Annotated in this window: 15 protein-coding genes; 11 read left to right on the top strand and 4 right to left on the bottom strand. The window is 70.0% G+C overall.

Going from position 1 to position 16,378, the window contains the following annotated elements; genetic code table 11:
* The first annotated feature begins 58 nt into the window (after positions 1-58).
* Positions 59-1,204 carry a DUF1015 family protein gene (locus tag I3V78_RS27325; RefSeq protein ID WP_204491589.1) on the top strand — a complete coding sequence of 382 codons (1,146 nt, stop codon included), beginning with the start codon at positions 59-61 and terminating at the stop codon, positions 1,202-1,204.
* Here I3V78_RS27325 and I3V78_RS27320 read toward each other — a convergent pair.
* From I3V78_RS27320 to I3V78_RS27310, 3 genes are read right to left on the bottom strand one after another with little or no spacing between them, the layout of a single operon-like run.
* Positions 1,201-2,325 carry a hypothetical protein gene (locus I3V78_RS27320; protein ID WP_204491587.1) on the bottom strand — a complete coding sequence of 375 codons (1,125 nt, stop codon included), beginning with the start codon at positions 2,323-2,325 and terminating at the stop codon, positions 1,201-1,203. The genes I3V78_RS27325 and I3V78_RS27320 overlap by 4 nt on opposite strands.
* Entirely contained in the window at positions 2,325-3,161 is an 837-nt protein-coding gene (locus I3V78_RS27315; protein ID WP_204491585.1) for a hypothetical protein, read from the bottom strand. Before I3V78_RS27315 ends, I3V78_RS27320 begins: the two co-directional genes overlap by 1 nt.
* Positions 3,158-4,066 (bottom strand): ATP-binding cassette domain-containing protein, encoded by a 909-nt coding sequence (locus tag I3V78_RS27310; protein ID WP_204491582.1) that lies wholly within the window; start codon positions 4,064-4,066, stop codon positions 3,158-3,160. The genes I3V78_RS27315 and I3V78_RS27310 overlap by 4 nt, the downstream gene beginning before the upstream one ends.
* Positions 4,067-4,322: 256 nt before the next feature.
* Here I3V78_RS27310 and I3V78_RS27305 point away from each other — a divergent pair, with 256 nt between their 5' ends.
* From I3V78_RS27305 to I3V78_RS27280, 6 genes are all read left to right on the top strand, one after another.
* Positions 4,323-4,514 carry a hypothetical protein gene (locus I3V78_RS27305; protein ID WP_204491579.1) on the top strand — a complete coding sequence of 64 codons (192 nt, stop codon included), beginning with the start codon at positions 4,323-4,325 and terminating at the stop codon, positions 4,512-4,514.
* 76 nt (positions 4,515-4,590) lie between these two features.
* Positions 4,591-5,565, top strand: coding sequence for a porphobilinogen synthase (gene hemB / locus I3V78_RS27300; RefSeq protein WP_204491577.1), 975 nt, complete (start codon positions 4,591-4,593; stop codon positions 5,563-5,565).
* Positions 5,566-5,637: 72 nt separating this feature from the next.
* On the top strand, positions 5,638-6,222 hold the full coding sequence (locus I3V78_RS27295) for a hypothetical protein (protein ID WP_239576645.1): 585 nt from the start codon (positions 5,638-5,640) through the stop codon (positions 6,220-6,222).
* Positions 6,219-6,863, top strand: a complete 645-nt coding sequence (locus I3V78_RS27290) for an RDD family protein (protein WP_204491574.1) — start codon at positions 6,219-6,221, stop codon at positions 6,861-6,863. The genes I3V78_RS27295 and I3V78_RS27290 overlap by 4 nt, the downstream gene beginning before the upstream one ends.
* 3 nt (positions 6,864-6,866) lie before the next feature.
* Entirely contained in the window at positions 6,867-9,038 is a 2,172-nt protein-coding gene (locus I3V78_RS27285) for an ATP-grasp domain-containing protein (protein WP_204491572.1), read from the top strand.
* Between the two features lie 727 nt (positions 9,039-9,765).
* Positions 9,766-10,206, top strand: a complete 441-nt coding sequence (locus I3V78_RS27280; RefSeq protein ID WP_204491569.1) for a hypothetical protein — start codon at positions 9,766-9,768, stop codon at positions 10,204-10,206.
* 327 nt (positions 10,207-10,533) lie between these two features.
* Here I3V78_RS27280 and I3V78_RS27275 read toward each other — a convergent pair whose 3' ends face one another.
* Positions 10,534-11,406: an alpha/beta hydrolase gene (locus I3V78_RS27275; RefSeq protein WP_239576643.1), complete on the bottom strand. Its 873-nt coding sequence runs from the start codon at positions 11,404-11,406 to the stop codon at positions 10,534-10,536.
* A 152-nt stretch (positions 11,407-11,558) separates the two neighbouring features.
* Between I3V78_RS27275 and I3V78_RS27270 the strand changes: the two genes are divergently transcribed.
* From I3V78_RS27270 to I3V78_RS27255, 4 genes are all read left to right on the top strand, one after another.
* Positions 11,559-12,284 carry a hypothetical protein gene (locus tag I3V78_RS27270; protein WP_204491564.1) on the top strand — a complete coding sequence of 242 codons (726 nt, stop codon included), beginning with the start codon at positions 11,559-11,561 and terminating at the stop codon, positions 12,282-12,284.
* 244 nt (positions 12,285-12,528) lie between these two features.
* Entirely contained in the window at positions 12,529-13,035 is a 507-nt protein-coding gene (locus I3V78_RS27265; protein ID WP_204491559.1) for a 2Fe-2S iron-sulfur cluster-binding protein, read from the top strand.
* Positions 13,032-14,018, top strand: coding sequence for an FAD binding domain-containing protein (locus I3V78_RS27260; protein ID WP_204491557.1), 987 nt, complete (start codon positions 13,032-13,034; stop codon positions 14,016-14,018). Before I3V78_RS27265 ends, I3V78_RS27260 begins: the two co-directional genes overlap by 4 nt.
* Positions 14,015-16,348 (top strand): xanthine dehydrogenase family protein molybdopterin-binding subunit, encoded by a 2,334-nt coding sequence (locus I3V78_RS27255; RefSeq protein ID WP_204491554.1) that lies wholly within the window; start codon positions 14,015-14,017, stop codon positions 16,346-16,348. Before I3V78_RS27260 ends, I3V78_RS27255 begins: the two co-directional genes overlap by 4 nt.
* Positions 16,349-16,378 lie beyond the last annotated feature (30 nt).

Here is a 16,378-nt window from a genome sequence, read left to right as displayed (position 1 = left end):
CCGCTCGGGCGAGAAACCTCCACGGGCGGGTGGGCGAGCGCGTCCCCAGATTCGCGGCATGGCGCGAGTCCTTCCTTTTTCCGCTCTGATTCCGTCGCTCGAGTCCCATCTGTCGGCCGATGCCGCGGGCGCGGCCTTCAATGCGCCGCCCCGAGCCAGTTCGGTCCGGCCCTTGTTGGATCGCGTGGATCCCACCGCGGAGCTGGGCCGGTGGCGGGAGGCGGGCTCGCTGCTGCGGGATGCCCGGCCCGCGCTCTACCTCGCCGAGGTGCACAACCCCGAGGGCGTTCTGGGCGCGCCTCCCGTGCGCTTCCTCTTGTGCGCGCTCGCGCCGGACGCCGCCGAGCCCCTGGAGAGCGAGCCCTACCGTCCGCGCTCCGCGCAGGTGGAGCCCACCGTCACCCTGGCGGCGGACGACCACGGCGTGCTCAAGGGGCTGCTGGCGGAAGCCGCCGAGCGGGGCAGCGTCGTGTGGCAGGGCACCTTCCAGGGCGCGCCCATGTCGCTGCGCCGCATCGAGCCCTCGCCCGTGGCGCGGCGCATCCAGGCGGTGCTCGATGACGCGCCCCTGCGGCCCCTGGCGGAGCTGGACGCCCGTCGGCCGAGCCTCGCGGCCGTGGTGCCGCTGTCGGATCCCGGGCTGCACTTCGAGCCGGTGCACCGGGCCATCAAGGGTGTATCGACCTTCCAGGAGGACACCTTCCTGCGCCTGGTGACGGCGTACGCGCGCGTCTACGAACTCGACGAGCCGCTGACGTCCGCCCGGGGCGTGGCGCTGGCGAGCGAGCGGCTGGCGACGATGGTGCGCGGACAGCACGCGGTGCTGCTGGTGTTGCCCGAGGGGCGGGGGAAGATCCTCCGCTTCCGGCAGGGGCTGGACCTGGCGCACCTCAAGGCCGCGCCGCGCAACCCCACGCTGCGCAGCCTGGACCTGGCGCTGCTCAACGCGCTGGTGCTCCGCACGGTCATGGGCATCCAGGAGCCCGAGGCGCCGGGGCACCCGCAGGTGTTCGCCATCCAGGGGCTGGACGCGCTGGTGCGCGACGTGCGGGCGGGGACGTTCCAGGTGGGCTTCGCCCTCAACCCGCCGCCGCTCTGGGAGGTGCGCGCGGTGATGGAGGCGGCCCAGAGCCTGCCGCCCAAGACGCTGCGCGTGGAGCCCGCGCCGCCCGCGGGCCTGCTCTTCCTCGACCCGGAGGCCTAGGGCGCGGCGCGCGCGGGGGGCGGGGCGTCCTTGTCCTGCTGCTCGCGGCAGATGGCGAGCTGGTTCTTGATGACCTCGAGCGGCACGGCCATCTCCAGGTTGAAGGAGTCCCCGTCTGGCCGCACCTTGGCGAAGTCCAGGAGCTGCGCGAGCTTCGTGTCGCCCTCGGCCTGGGCCCGCATGCGCGCGAGCGACAGCGCGCCACCGAGGGACTTGCCCAGGTCCGTCAGCTTGTTGGCGTCCATGCCCCGGACACGCGCCGTCATGGCGAAGTCCCTGCTCGCGTCCACGTGCAGCTCCACGTTCTCGGCGACCTCCGCCAACCGCCGCGCCAGCTCCTGTTGATCCGGCGGCAGCAACTGCTGGAGCTGGGCCACCGAGAGCACCCCGTACATCTCCCCGTACGTCTGTTGCTCGGAGAGCACGGGCGACTCCTCGGACCCGCGTCCCTCCACCCGGTCGAGCACGTCCTTCACGTCGGACGTCGTGTCCCCGAGCACCAGGATCTGGTCGTTCCACATGCCGATGGGAGACGCATCGCGCCGCCGCTTGGTGCCGTCCGCCAGGGTCTTCTCCTCGGACGGCTCGAAGAGCCGCCCCCCCTTGCCGTAGTCGTAGGTCGCCTGGGACTCGCCCGTGAGGAGCTTCTTGAGCCGGGGGTCCCCGAAGTTGCCCGAGAGGATGATGCCGTCGTCGGTGATGACCATCCGGTCCAGGTCCTGGAGCGGATCCACGCCCGTGTCCTGCTTGAACTTCTCCAGCTGCGCGCTTCCCCGGCGCATCAGGCACTCGAGCACCATCTCCCCGAGCGGCGAGTGCCGCAGGGCATTGGCCTCGATGACCACGGCCGACTTGCCCTTGCCCCGGGGCAGCGCCGCGAGCACGGGATCCCTCGGCCGCACGGGCTCGGGCGTCGCGGGGGCCTCGCTCGCCGCCACGGGCGCGATGTACGTGCGCCGGCGCTCCAGGCGCTGGACCTCGGGGTCACGCAGGCGGCGGGGAAACTCCACCCTGGGGCGGGGCGGGGCCTCCTCCTGACCCTGTCCGGACATCATGAGCCACGCGGCGAGACCGAACAGCACTCCCGCGACCACCAGCCAGCGTCCACGGCCTGCGCGCATCAGTAGTCCCTCCCCTCGAACCACCAGAAGCCCAGGGACAGCACCCCCAGGCTGAACACCAACACCCCACCCAGCAGCAGGGGCAGCGAGTGCACCTCCATGGGCCGCGAGGCCGCCAGGTCGATGCTCGCGTTCGCGAGCGAGGACAGCCGGGGCATCATCACCGTCACCGCCTCGAAGGCCGAGCGGGAGACCCCCCCCTCGATGAAGGGGGCGATCTGCGCGCGGTAGCCCGCGACCACGCCCAGCACCAGCGTGACGCCGCCGAGCGCCGCGCACAGGGCCGCGCTGCGCACCAGCGTCGCCGTGGTGAGCATCACCGCGTACACCGCCGCGAAGCTCACGCACGCGAGCAGCGCGGCGATGATGGGCCCCACCGTCCAGTAGCCCGTCTTCACCCCGAAGATGAGCACCAGTCCCAGCGAGCCGTACACCGCGCCGAGCACCGCGAGCGTCATCACCCCGAGGAAGGTGCCCGCCAGCAGGTGCCAGCGGCGCAGGGGCAGGGCGAGCAGGTGCTCGATGCGGCCGGGGGACAGGAGGCTCGGCGCGAAGTCCGAGCACGCCACGATGCCAAAGAGGCTGCCGCCGTAGAACACGATGGCCGCGGCCACCATGAACACCGGCCGCAGGGCCATGTCCACCGCGCGGATGTCCGTGGGCATCAACTCGCCGAACAGCCGCGAGGCGGCCAGGGCCCCATCCACCACCTCGATGCGCAGGCTCAAGGAGAGCGTCACCAGCAGGCCGGTGACGCCCAGGAGGAAGGCCAGGATGAACTTGCGGGCCGCGGCTTCGCGCAGCACGTACCCCGCGATTCCCATCACGGCGCTCATGCCGCCACCTCCATGGCCGACGTCAGCACCGTCTCCAGGTCCCTCGCCTCGCGCTTGAGCTCCACGAGCAGCGCCCCGGTGGCCCGGGCCTTGTCCAGCGCCAGGTTGAGCGCCGTCACGTCCGAGGCCTCCACCTGGTAGATGCCCTCGGACGCCGTGCGCTCGAAGCCCGCCGCCGCGAGCGCGGGCGCCTCGGCCCCGGGCGCGAAGCGCACCGTCCAGCGCTCGCCCTGGCTCGACAGCTCCTCGAGCCGTCCCTCCCGCAGGATGCGGCCCCGGGCGAGGATCGCCACGCGATCACACACCCGCTCGGTCTCCGCCAACAGGTGCGAGTTGAGGAAGAGGGTGACGCCGCGCTTGACCTCCTCCTGGAGCAGGCGCCGCACCTCCATCCGGCCCATCGGATCGATGCCGTCGGTGGGCTCGTCGAGGATGAGCAACTCCGGCTCGCCGACGAGCGCCGCCGCGAGCCCCAGGCGCTGGCGCATGCCCTTGGAGAAGCCGCCGATGCGCCGGCCCTCGGCCTCGCCCAGGCCCACGCGCTCGAGCAGGCGCCGGTGCGCGGCGGCGTCTGGCTTCAAGCCCTTGAGCCGCGCCACCGTGGCGAGGAAGGCGGGCGCCTGCCACGAGCCCGGCAGGTGCAGGCGCTCGGGCAGGTAGCCGATGCGCGCCCGGATGCGGGGCTCCTCGGGCGAGCCCCCGAGCACCCGCACCTGTCCCGCCGTGGGCTGCACGATGCCCAGGATGCTCTTGATGAAGGTGGTCTTCCCCGCGCCGTTGGGACCGATGAGTCCGAACGCACTGCCTTGGGGGACGGCCAGGTCCACACCGCGAAGGGCCTCATGCCCCGGCTTCCACAGGCGCTGGTAGCGCTTGCGCAAGCCCACGACCTCGATGGCGATCACGCCTCACTGTACGACGCTCCCGGCCCGGCATTGCGGCCTTCGCGCGGGGCGGGCGGAGGGCAGGGGAGCGGGCGGGCACCTGTCCTCACGTCTTGCTCCAGGATTTGCGCACCCCGGGAACAACCTTTCGCACTTTCTTCCAGGCTCTCCCGGCTGCCCTGTCCTGCGGCCATCGTGGTTTCGCACCCTTGGGGGGTGAGCCCGTGTGGCGTGGGGTGTGCAATGGCTGGGGCTCAATCGGGGAGAGAGCACACCTATGTTCACCAACGAATGGATGGAGAAGGAACTGCGCGCGGCGCGTCGGGAACTGGCGGACGCGGAGCGCGGGCTGGCGGCGAACACCGAGGCGGCGCGCATCCGCTACGCCCGGGCACTCCACGAGGCGGACCTGGCCGAGGGCCGTGCCGCCCGCATGGCTCGGGAGACGGCCCAGTTCGTGAGCAGCTGACCCCCTGGTCGCTGTCGGGCCGGGCCCGGGGTGACAATTCCTGCCCGGCGGCGCCGGGCGGTTTATACCGTCGCCCATGGCTTACCCCATCCACCGGCCCCGGCGCCTGCGCCGCACGGCCGCCCTGCGTGACATGGTGCGCGAGACCACGCTCGCGCCCTCGGACTTCATCTACCCGCTCTTCGTCGTGGAGGGCCGGGACGTGCGCCGCCCCATCGGCTCCATGCCCGGGGTGTTCAACCTGTCCCTGGAGCACACCGTGGCCGAGGCCCGCCGCGCCCAGGCGCTGGGCGTCAAGGCGGTGCTGCTCTTCGGCATTCCGGACTTCAAGGACGCCCACGGCTCCCAGGCCTACGCCACCGAGGGCATCGTCCAGAGGGCCGTGCGCGAGCTCAAGAGCGCCCTGCCGGACCTGCTCGTCATCGTGGACGTGTGCCTGTGCGAGTACACGGACCATGGCCACTGCGGCCTCATCGAGGCGGGCCACGTGGCCAATGACGCCACGCTGCCCCTGCTCGCGCGCATGGCCGTCACGTGCGCCCAGGCCGGCGCGGACATCATCGCCCCCTCGGACATGATGGACGGGCGCGTGGCGGCCATCCGCTCGGCGCTCGACGCGGCGCGCTTCACCGACGTGCCCGTCATGTCCTACGCCGCCAAGTACGCCTCGGCCTTCTACGGGCCCTTTCGCGAGGCCGCCCAGAGCACCCCCCAGTTCGGCGACCGCCGCGGCTACCAGATGGATCCCGGCAATACCCGCGAGGCCCTCAAGGAGGTGGACCTGGACCTGGAGGAGGGCGCCGACCTCATCATCGTCAAGCCGGCCCTGGCCTACCTGGACATCATCCGCCAGGTGCGCGACCGGGTGGACGTCCCCGTGGTGGCCTACAACGTCTCCGCCGAGTACGCCATGGTGAAGGCCGCCGCCCAGAATGGCTGGGTGGACGGCAATCGGATGACGCTGGAGATTCTCACCTCCATGAAGCGCGCCGGCTCGGACCTCATCATCACCTACCACGCGCTCGAGGCCTCCCAGTTGCTGGGTGCCTGACACCGCGACGCCCCCGTGCACACGGGGCTTGCGTCCACCCCCCTCCTTGAGGGCAAAGATCCCGATCGGCCCATGCCCCCCCGCAAGAAGAAGAAACGGCCCCCCACTCGTAAGGCGTCCCCTCCGAAGACGACCGCCCGGCGCCCCACGCCGCGCGCGGGCAAACGTCCGGGGGCCGCCCGTCCCGTCATCGCCGCCGCGCCCCGGCTGCTCCAATACAAGGTCGTCGAGCTGTCCACGGTGGACGAGGGCACGCTCGATCGCACCGTGAATGAATGGAGCGCCCGGGGCTGGACCCTGGATGGCGTGCAGTTCGCCATGCGCGAGTCCTCCAAACGGCCCGCCATGGCCTTCGTCTTCTTCACCCGCGAGGGCGAGCCGGCGGCACCGGACACGGACGCCGCGCGCGACCGGCTCCGGGAGATGTCCGAGACGGGCTCGCCCACGGCCAGGCTCGTGGCCTCCCCGGACTTCACCGGCAACGCCGCCGCCAGCGAGTACGTCTACGCGCGCCCGCCCGGCATGGTGAGCGCCCACGAGCGCCTGGCGCAGCTCGCCGGTCTGGACGAGCCCCAGCGCCCCGAGCGCGGCCTCATCCTCGAGCCGGAGCCCGAGTCCGAGTTCGAGTCCAAGGTCGACGGGGAGTCCGGCACGTGAGTGTCCCCGCGCCCGTGAGACCCCACGCCGCCGAGCGACCCAAGAGCCTGCGGGTGGTGCGCCAGGACGAACAGGAAGGCTCGCCTTACCCCAAGGCCTCGCTGGTGCTGCGCCTGGGCGCGCGCCTGGTGGACGTGTCCGTGGCCTGGGGCCTGTTCGTCGTGGGCGGCGCCACCGGCGGCGTGCTGGCCATGCTCTTCCTCCTGCTCGCCGACGGCATGCTCCAGGGCCAGAGCGTGGGCAAGCGCATCTTCGGCGTGAAGGTGATGCACCTGCCCACGCGCTCGGCCGCGCGCCACCGCGACAGCACCCTGCGCAACGCCCCCCTGGCGCTCATCGTCGTGCTCGGGATGATGCCCGAGCCCCTGGGCCGGGTGGCCTTCCTCGCCGCGCTCGTCGTCCTGGGCGGCGTGGAGACGCTGCGCCTCGTGCGCGACCCCCTCGGCTGGAGGCTCGGAGACACCTGGGCCCAGACGCAGGTGGTGGACGGCAAGGTCGTCGCCGGGGCGACCACCGCCGTGCGCTCGCCCGTGACGCCCGCGCGCGTCCCGGGCCGTTTCCTGTCCGCGGCCCGGGTTCGCCGGAGCCGCGCGATCACACAGTCTCCCACGCAGTCCCCCACGCAGTCCCCCAAGGGGTAAGCCGTGCGCATCGCGCTGACGTACAACCTCAAGCTGTCCGACGCCGAGGAAGAGGCGGAGTTCGACTCCCAGGAGACGGTGAACACCCTGGCCGGCGCCATCGAGCGGCTCGGCCACCGCCTGGAGCGCTTCGAGGTGAGCGGGCCCGCCAGCCGCACCGTGGCGCGCCTGGAGGCCTACAGCCCGGACCTCATCTTCAACATCGCCGAGGGCCGCCGGGGCCGCTTCCGCGAGGCCTTCTACCCCGCGCTCTTCGAGGAGCTGGGCTTCGCCTACACGGGCTCGGACGCCTACGTGCTGGCGCTCACGCTCGACAAGCACCTCACCAAGCTCGCGCTCGCCGAGCACGGGGTGCGCACCCCGGGCTGGCAGTTCGTCGAGCAGCTCGCCGCGCTCAAGGTCGAGGAGCTGCGCTTTCCCGTCATCATCAAGCCCAACTTCGAGGGCTCCTCCAAGGGCATCACCCAGGACTCGGTGGCCGAGACGGTGGAGGAGGCCCGCGAGAAGGTGGCCCAGGCGCTCGCGCGCTACCCCAACGGGGTGCTGGTGGAGGAGTTCATCCGGGGCGTGGACATCACCGTGCCCTTCCTGGCCGCGGTGGCCAACGAGCAGGACGGCGTGCTCAACCCGGTGGGCTACGACTTCGACCCGGCCGCCATGGCGGGCCGCAAGCACGCCATCTACGACTACGAGCTCAAGGTGAAGCGCGACCAGCTCGTCAAGGTGCGCGCGCCCTCGGGGCTGCCGCCCAAGGTGGCCGAGGAGATGCGCGCCCTGTCCAAGAAGATCCTCCAGGTGCTGGACTGCCGGGACCTGGGGCGGATCGACTTCCGGTTGAGCGACGCGGGCGTGCCGTACTTCCTGGAGATCAACGCGCTGCCGAACCTGCAGCCGGGCTCGGGCATCTACGCCGCGGCGGACCTGGAGGGCGTGCACCTGGACGGCGTGGTCAACGCCATCATCCAGAGCGCGGCGCGGCGCTACAAGATCAAGGACGGCAAGCGCGCGGGCAAGCCGACGCGCAAGACGGGCCCCCTGCGCGTGGGCTTCACCTACAACGTCAAGCGCGTGAAGCCCATGGCGGACGCCGCGTCGGTGGAGGACAGCGAGGCCGAGTACGACTCGCCCACCACGCTGCAGACCATCCGCGAGGCCATCGCGTCCTGGGGCCACGAGGTGGTGGACCTGGAGGCCACGGCGGAGCTGCCCAGCGTGCTGGCGAGCACGCCGTTGGACATCGTGTTCAACATCGCCGAGGGCTTCAAGGGCCGCAACCGCGAGAGCCAGGTGCCCGCGATGCTGGAGCTGCTCGACATCCCCTACACGGGCAGCGATCCGGCCACGCTCTCCATCGCGCTGGACAAGGCGCTGGCCAAGAAGATCGTCCGCCAAGCGGGCATCCACACGCCCAACTTCCAGCTGATGATCACGGGCAAGGAGCGGCTCAACAAGGACTTCGGCAGCTTCCCGCTCATCGTGAAGCCGGTGGCGGAGGGCTCCTCCAAGGGCGTGCTCACCAAGAGCGTGTGCAACAGCGAGGCGGAATTGCGCGAGGTGGTGAAGGAGATCGTCACCCGCTACAAGCAGCCGGCGCTCATCGAGGAGTACATCGGCGGGCGGGAGTTCACCGTGGGCCTGCTCGGCGAGCGGCGTCCGCGCGTGCTGCCGCCCATGGAGATCGTCTTCCTGGACAAGGAGGACAAGACGCCGGTGTACAGCTTCCAGCACAAGCTGGAGTGGAATGACCGGGTGCGCTACGACGCGCCGGCCAAGCTGGAGCCGGCGCTGCTCGAGAAGCTGCGCACGGCGGCGCGCGGCTCGTTCATGGCGCTGGGGTGCCGGGACGTGGCGCGCATCGACTTCCGCATGGACGACAAGGGGCGCATCTACTTCATCGAGTGCAACCCCTTGCCGGGGCTCACGCCGGGGTGGAGCGACCTGGTGCTCATCGCGCAGGGCGCGGGCATGGACTACCGGGGGCTCATCGGGGAGATCATGGCCCCGGCCATCCGCCGCTACAAGGAGCGCGAGGCGCGCCGGGCCGCGGACGAGAGCGCCCTGACGAAGCTGGCGATGGAGAAGTCCGCCCAGGAGAAGGCCGTGCTCGCCGAGGAGAAGACGGCGAATGGCCCGGGCGGCGGGTCGGCCGCGCCGCGTCTGGAAATGAAGGCCTGACGGGTAGGGGAGGGCGGCGGGCTCACCATGAAAACCCTGACCGTTGCCGCGCTCGCCTTGCTCGGGACCGGGTGCGCCACCCACGGCACTCGGTCCCCACATCTTCGCCAGGCCGTCGCGCCGCCCACTCCTTCTCCTGTCCCTGCACCAGGGTTTGCCCGTCCCGGGTACGCGCCCGCCGGAGCGGGTGCATCGTCACTCGGACAACCGTGGTCGCGCCCCGACAGCCCGGTGGAGCGCTCCCCGAACCGACGACCGCTTCCTGCATCACCGGAGCCTGGACTGTGGGCCGCGGACGAGGTGGAGGCGGTCAAAAAACACACCCCAGAACGATGTCTGCCTTTCTAGCGGGCGTTCGCCTCCCATCTCCGAGCGGGGAGAGCACGGAGGCCACACGCTGGTGTGCGGACTCCATGAACGATGCGCTCTGGGGCGTACGGCTTCATGAGGCGATGGCGCGGCTTGCTCCGGAAGTTCGTACGTGTGTGGTGGCCCGTCTGTTCGAGTATTGAGCCATCCGGCGAGCCTTTCGACTGCATGAAAAGCTCGTGGCGTCGGAACGGGAGTCCTCCCGCGCAATGGACAGCCGCGAAAAGGCGGTGGAAGTCGCCGTCCGATTCGTGGAGAGCGCATGCAACGCCCAAACGTACCCACGCGAGGCTGCGGACATCTACAACAAGGCTTCCGATGAATGGGCCAGACGGAACCGGATGAAAAAGGAAGTGCCATGAGCCAACCGCCCGATCCTCGAGCCCCCATGTCCGCTCAAGAGGCGGAGGAGTTTGATAAGTGGGACGCCTACCTCGGGAGTCTGATCAATCTCTACTGCACGAAAGCCTGGGCGGAGCGGAAAAACTACAACGATCTCTCCGATGAACTCATTCGCCTGGGAAGACCTTCACCCGACTCGGGCCACGAATTCTGGCGAGTCAAATGGGTGTCAGGAGAAGACCCCGAGGAAGATGCATTGTTCCTCTGGGCCCAGAACAAATCCCTGGAACTGAAGCAACGAGTTGCCGGACTGGACTGGTTGACCCTGACGACACAACTCTACGAGGGCGATGTGGCGAAGGAAGCCTGTCGTCTGTTTCCAGGACTCTCGGACGACTCGCATCTAGGTGCTGGACTGGTGTTCTTCCACCTGCGTGGCCTGATTTTCTGGGACTGAGCCGCCTTTGTAGGCGACCTCGTAAGTCGGCGACTCGGGAGGTGTTTCTCAAAGAGAAACTGGGGAATGCTTCTGCTCCCGAGCAAGGGGTGCCCCGTCCTTGGCGGCTTCGATTCCCGCCGCCTCCACACGAAGTTACCCGCCGCTGTGAGCCGCGCCCTCTGCTGCCAGGGGGGCGCGGTTTGCCGATGGGGACCTGAACGTGACGGTTGAACTTGGGCAGAACGCGAAGGCGGGTGAACGGAATCTCGGGCCGTCTCCACCCCTACGAGGCCCAGCGAACATTTCCGCTCTTGTGGAGACCCTAGAGGGTGATCTTCGCGAGGCCTACACACCCAGCGTGTTCAAAGTGTCCGTGAGAAGGTGGGTGATGTCCGTGACATGCGTGTTGAGCATGTTGATGGAGGCGGCGGGAATGTGGTGTTCGGTATAAGAGGAGGCGGCGGAGAATCGCGCCGCGAGCCTGGCTTTCTGCTCGGTCATTCGAAGGCCGATGGCATCGAAAAAAGCGACGCATTGCTCGCCAAACGTGCACAGCACGGGGCACTTCACCTGCGCGGCGAACCGGGTGAAATCGAAGAGCTGCGGCTCCTGGATGTGAATCTGGAGCGGACGGCGCAGGTTGCGCTTGAGGCGGTAGACGGCGTCGTCCACCACGCAGCGCGTATTGAGGTCCGGGGGGAGGAAGGCGCTGCGGAGTTTCCAGAGGTCCGTGAAGTGGCTTCCGTCTGGTTTGGACTCCCACTCGGCCCCCGGGCTCTCCGAGGCGGCCTCGCCGCGAGCCTTCTCCACGGCCTCGTCCGGCCACAAGTAGGGGTTGTAAAGGAAGAGCCCCGCGCAGCGCTCGGGAAAACGCGCCGCCAGATTGATGCTCATGTAGCAACCCATCAGGCTGCCCACCAGGCAGAAGCGCTGGATGCCCAGGTGCTCCACCACACACATGACGGTGTCCGCCAATTGCTCCAGCGTCACCGATTTGTCCGGGTTGTCGCTCGCGCCGTAGCCCAGTTCATCGAGGGCCACCACGAGGCGCTCCTCCGTGCCCAGGAGTTCCTGCAGTTCGCGGAATTCATCCACGCTCCGTGGGCTCATGTGCAGACACACCAGCGCGGCACGGTCTGGTCGCGCGAGCGCGCCTTTCGCCACGAAATGAATCAGCCCATGGGGTGTCTTGATCAACCCGCGTTGTGTCGGCGCCATTCGTGCGATCCCTTTCCTTACATGAGGAGTAGCGCGGGGGCCCCCGCGACGCGCTTCATGCCTTCCACGGGATTAGCAGACGCCTCCCTCTTGGGAGAAGTGCTTCCACCTTGAGGCGGGGGGGTGTTACTCCCGATGCGCGAGCCCCCACCATGCGCCCCACCACCTCCGAGCTGCCGATCGGTGCCATCATCATCAGCGCGCGGTCCGCTGACGACTGCCTCGCCCACTTCTCCCTCGCGGAGGCGGACCTGCTGCGCGGACCGGTGCTCGACTGCCCTGGCGGCGCGAGCGACTTCGCCGTCCGGGTCCGCGCCCTCGGCGGACGGGCCGTCAGCGTGGATCCCGCCTACGACGTGCCTCCAGAGCGCTTCGCCGAGCGTCTGCGCGCCGATCTCGAGCGGGTCCGCGCCTGGACATCCACCCGGCCCGACCGCTTCCCCCAAGGCCCCGACGGTCGCTGGCATCGGCTCCCGAGCTGGGAGCACGCGGCCGAGACCTTCATGGCCGACTACCGCCGCGACCGTGACGAGGCGACCGGCCACTATGTGTCCGCCCTCCTGCCCTCGCTCCCGTTCGCGGACCGCACCTTCGCCCTGGCCACCAGCGGCTTCCTGCTCTTCACCTATCCCGACCACTTCGACCCGGCGTTCCACCTCGGGGCTCTGCGCGAGCTGCTCCGGGTGGCCGACGAGGTGCGCGTCCACCCGCTCAACGACTCCGCCCGCAGTCCCTACCCCCACATCGCCCCGCTCCTCGAGGCCCTGCGCGCGGACGGTGTTCATGCCGACATGCTCGCCGTGGAGAGCCCCACCGACCGCGGCGACACCCACACCTTGCGCCTGCGCCGGCCCGCCGCACCCGCTGACTGCACGTAGGGTCTAGAGGCATTGTCGGCGGAGGGAGATCCGCCGGTCACATCCCGGCCATCTTTTCGTCAGGGACTGGATTCAGCGCTTCTGCCCAAAAGCACACAGACGGCGTGCGCGCGCCTATCCTCCGTGCGACATCCGCCTGGAAATACCGTTTTCCCAGGAACCCGGCCGCAGTAAGGGACCCCTCTGCTCATCACGCCGAGACCCGCCGTCGTGCAACGGGCACGGGCTGGAGGGAGCGCACAACATGCCAATCAAAATCAACGGGGCCCAGGCCGAGCTGCCAGCGGACCCCCGCGTGTCACTGCTCGATCTGCTGCGAGAGACGCTGCAACTTCACGGGACCAAGAAGGGGTGCAACCAGGGCGCGTGTGGCGCTTGCACGGTGCTGGTGGATGGGGAGCGGATCGTGTCGTGCCTGGCGCTCGCGGTTCAGTACGACGGGCGCGAGGTGACGACGATCGAGGGCCTGGCGGGCGAGGGCGGGCTGCATCCGCTCCAGCAGGCGTTCATCGAGCATGACGGCTTCCAGTGCGGCTATTGCACGCCGGGGCAGATCTGCTCGGCGATTGGCATGGCCGCCGAGGCGCGGCGCGGGGTGCCGAGCGTGGTCACGCCCGATCTCGCCGCGAAAGCGGTCGCGCTGACCCATGACGAGCTGCGCGAGCGGATGAGCGGCAACCTCTGCCGCTGCGGGGCGTACAACGGCATCGTCGCCGCGATCGCCGAGACCTATGGGGAGGGCGCGAAATGAATCCCTTCCGTTATACGCGCGCGGGTGATGTCACCGAAGCGGTCCGGCTCGGGGGCGCGGCGCGGACGAAGTACCTCGGGGGGGGCACCAACCTCGTGGACCTGATGCGCGAGACGCTCGAGCGGCCCACCTCGCTGGTCGACGTGACCGGCCTGTCCTCCGCGATCGACGAGCGGGAGGATGGCGGCCTGCGGATCGGCGCGGCGGCGAAGAACACCGCCGTGGCCGAGCATCTCGCGGTGCGCACCCGCTACCCGGTGCTCTCCCGGGCGCTGCTGGCGGGCGCCTCGGCGCAGATCCGCAACATGGCGACGGTGGGCGGGAACATCCTTCAGCGCACGCGCTGCACCTACTTCTACGACGACGACGGCTCGCGCTGTAACAAGCGCGTGCCGGGCCAGGGCTGCGACGCCCTTGACGGATTCAACCGGAGCCACGCGATCCTGGGCGCCTCGTCCGCCTGCATCGCGACCCACCCGTCCGACATGTGCGTCGCGCTCGCCGCGCTCGACGCGACGGTGCACCTCGAGGGCGCGCGCGGCGCGCGGACCTTGCCCTTCACCGAGCTGCACCGGCTGCCGGAGGACCGTCCCGAGCTCGAAACGGTGCTGGAGCCGGGCGAGCTCATCACCGCGATCGAATTGCCCGCGTTGGCCTTCGCGGCGCGCTCGACGTACCGCAAGGTGCGTGACCGGGCGAGCTACGCTTTCGCCCTGGTCTCGGTCGCGGCCGCCCTGGACGTGGAAAACGGCACCGTGAAGGACGTGCGGCTCGCGTTGGGCGGCGTCGCGCACAAGCCCTGGCGGGCGTGGAAGGCCGAGAAGGTCTTGCGCGGCCAGCGGGCCACCGCGCAGGCGTTCCGGGCGGCGGCGGACGCGGAGCTCGCCGACGCATCCCCCTTGCGTGACAACGGCTTCAAGGTCGAGCTCGTCAGGCGGACCCTCACCGCTGTCCTTGGCGAGCTCGCGGGAGGTGGCGCATGAGCCTCGTGGACAAGGCCAAGCAGGCCGCCCAGGTGGTGCAGCAGACGGTGGTGAAGAAGGCGGTCGAGCTGGCGCCCGACAGCTGGGTGCCGGGTGGCAAGCCGGACCCCTTGATCGGCCATGCGCACGCGCACATCGGCAAGCCCGTGTCGCGCGTCGACGGCCCGCTGAAGGTGCGGGGCGAGGCGACCTTCGCGGCCGAGTTCGTGCACGCGGGCATGGTCTACGCGTCGGTCGCGTTCAGCTCGGTGGCCAAGGGCCGGATCGCGACGCTCGACACGCGCGAGGCGGAGGCGGCGCCCGGCGTCGCCCTGGTGATGACGTACCGCAACGCGCCGCGGATGCAGCCGATGCCGCTGTTCCTGACGGGCGAGAAGGCGGCGGGCGGCGACAACCTGCCGGTCATGCAGGACGACCGCATCCACTGGAACGGGCAGCCCATCGCGCTGGTGCTCGCCGAGACACAGGAACAGGCCGACCACGCCCAGTCGCTCATCCGCGTCACCTACGCCCAGGAGCCCGCCGTCACCACCTTCGCGGAGGCGAAGGCGCAGGGCACCGAGCCGGGCGTGTTCGCGGGCCAGCCCATGAAGAAGGAGATCGGCGACGCCGAGGCCGCGCTGGCGGCGGCGGCGGTCAAGGTGGACGCCATCTACCGCACGCCGCGCCACAACCACAACGCCATCGAGCCCCACGCGGCGACGGTGGCGTGGAACGGCGACGAGCTGATCGTGCACGACGCCTCGCAGGCGGTCGTCCATACCGCCTGGTCGCTGGCCAGCGTGTTCGGCCTGGAGGAGAAGCAGGTCCACGTCACCTCGCCCTTCGTCGGCGGTGGCTTCGGCGGGAAGTGCTTGTGGCAGCACCAGGTGCTGGCGGCGGCGGCGTCGAAGCTCGTGGGCCGTCCGGTGCGCATTTCCCTGTCGCGTGAAGGCGTGTTCCGGATGATCGGCGGACGCACCGTCACCGAGCAGCGGGTCGCGATCGGTGCCAGGGCGGATGGGCACTTCGACACGATCATCCACACCGGCACCGCGGCGATGTCCCGCCACAACGCGCTGCCCGAGCCGTTCATCCAGCAGACGCGCGGCGCCTACGCGGCGAACCACTTCAAGCTCGAGGTGGAGGTGGCGCACATGGACATGCTCGCCAACACCTTCATGCGCGCGCCCGGCGAGTCAGTGGGCACCTTCGCCTTGGAGTCCGCGGTGGACGAGCTGGCGGTGGCGCTGGGGATGGACCCCATCGAACTGCGGATCCTGAACGAGCCCAAGGAAGACCCGACCGAGGGACTGCCCTTCTCGTCCCGCCACATCGTCGAGGCGTGGCGCACGGGGGCGGAGCGGTTCGGCTGGGCGAAGCGCGACCCGAAGCCGGGTGCGACGCGCGAGGGGGAGTGGCTGGTCGGCATGGGCTGCGCCGCCGCGACCTATCCCTATAACCGGATGCCCGGGGGCGCCGCGCGCATCACGCTGACCCGGGACGGCCATGCCCGCGTGGAGATCGCGGCGCATGAGATGGGCATGGGCACGGCGACCGCGCAGACCCAGGTCACCGCCGAGCGGCTGGGGCTGGAACTGGACCAGGTGACGGTCGTCTATGGCGATTCGACGCTGCCTGGCCTCGTGCTGGCCGGTGGTTCCCAGCAGACCGCCGCGATCGGCGCGGCGGTGGCCGCGGCCCAGCATGCGCTGGTCGCCGAGCTGCTGAAACTCGCGGGCAAGGATTCGCCGCTGGCCGGGCTGAAGCCAGACGAGGTCGGGGGTCTGGACGGCGGCCTCGCCAAACTCGACGCGCCCGAGCGGCACGAGAGCTACCGGTCCCTCCTCGCCCGAGCCCAGCGTGACGAGGTCACGGTGGAAGCGAACGCGCCGCCCTCGATGGAAGGCATGCACTGGTCGATGCACTCCTACGGGGCGATGTTCTGCGAGGTGCGGGTCAACGCCATCACCGGGGAGACGCGGGTCAGCCGCTTCCTGGGCGCGTTCGACTGCGGGCGCATCCTCAACCCCAAGACGGCGACGAGCCAGTTCCGGGGTGGCATCATCATGGGCCTGGGCCTCGCGCTGATGGAGGAGGCGCAGTTCGACGAGCGCAAGGGACGGATCATGAACCCCAGTCTCGCCGAGTACCACGTGCCCGTGCACATGGACGTGCCCACCATCGACGTCATCTGGAACGACATCCCGGATCCGCACACGCCGATGGGCGCGCGCGGCATCGGGGAGATTGGCATCACCGGCACGGGCGCGGCGGTCGCCAACGCCATCTACCACGCGACCGGCAAGCGCATCCGCGACCTGCCGCTGACGCTCGACAAGCTGCTGTAGCCGTCACCGGGGCGCTCCCGTTCGTGGGGA

Source organism: Archangium primigenium (genome assembly GCF_016904885.1).
GTDB classification, from domain to species: domain Bacteria; phylum Myxococcota; class Myxococcia; order Myxococcales; family Myxococcaceae; genus Cystobacter; species Cystobacter primigenius.
The sequence above is the reverse complement of the archived record's forward strand: the minus strand, read 5'-3'. Positions and strand labels throughout refer to the sequence as shown.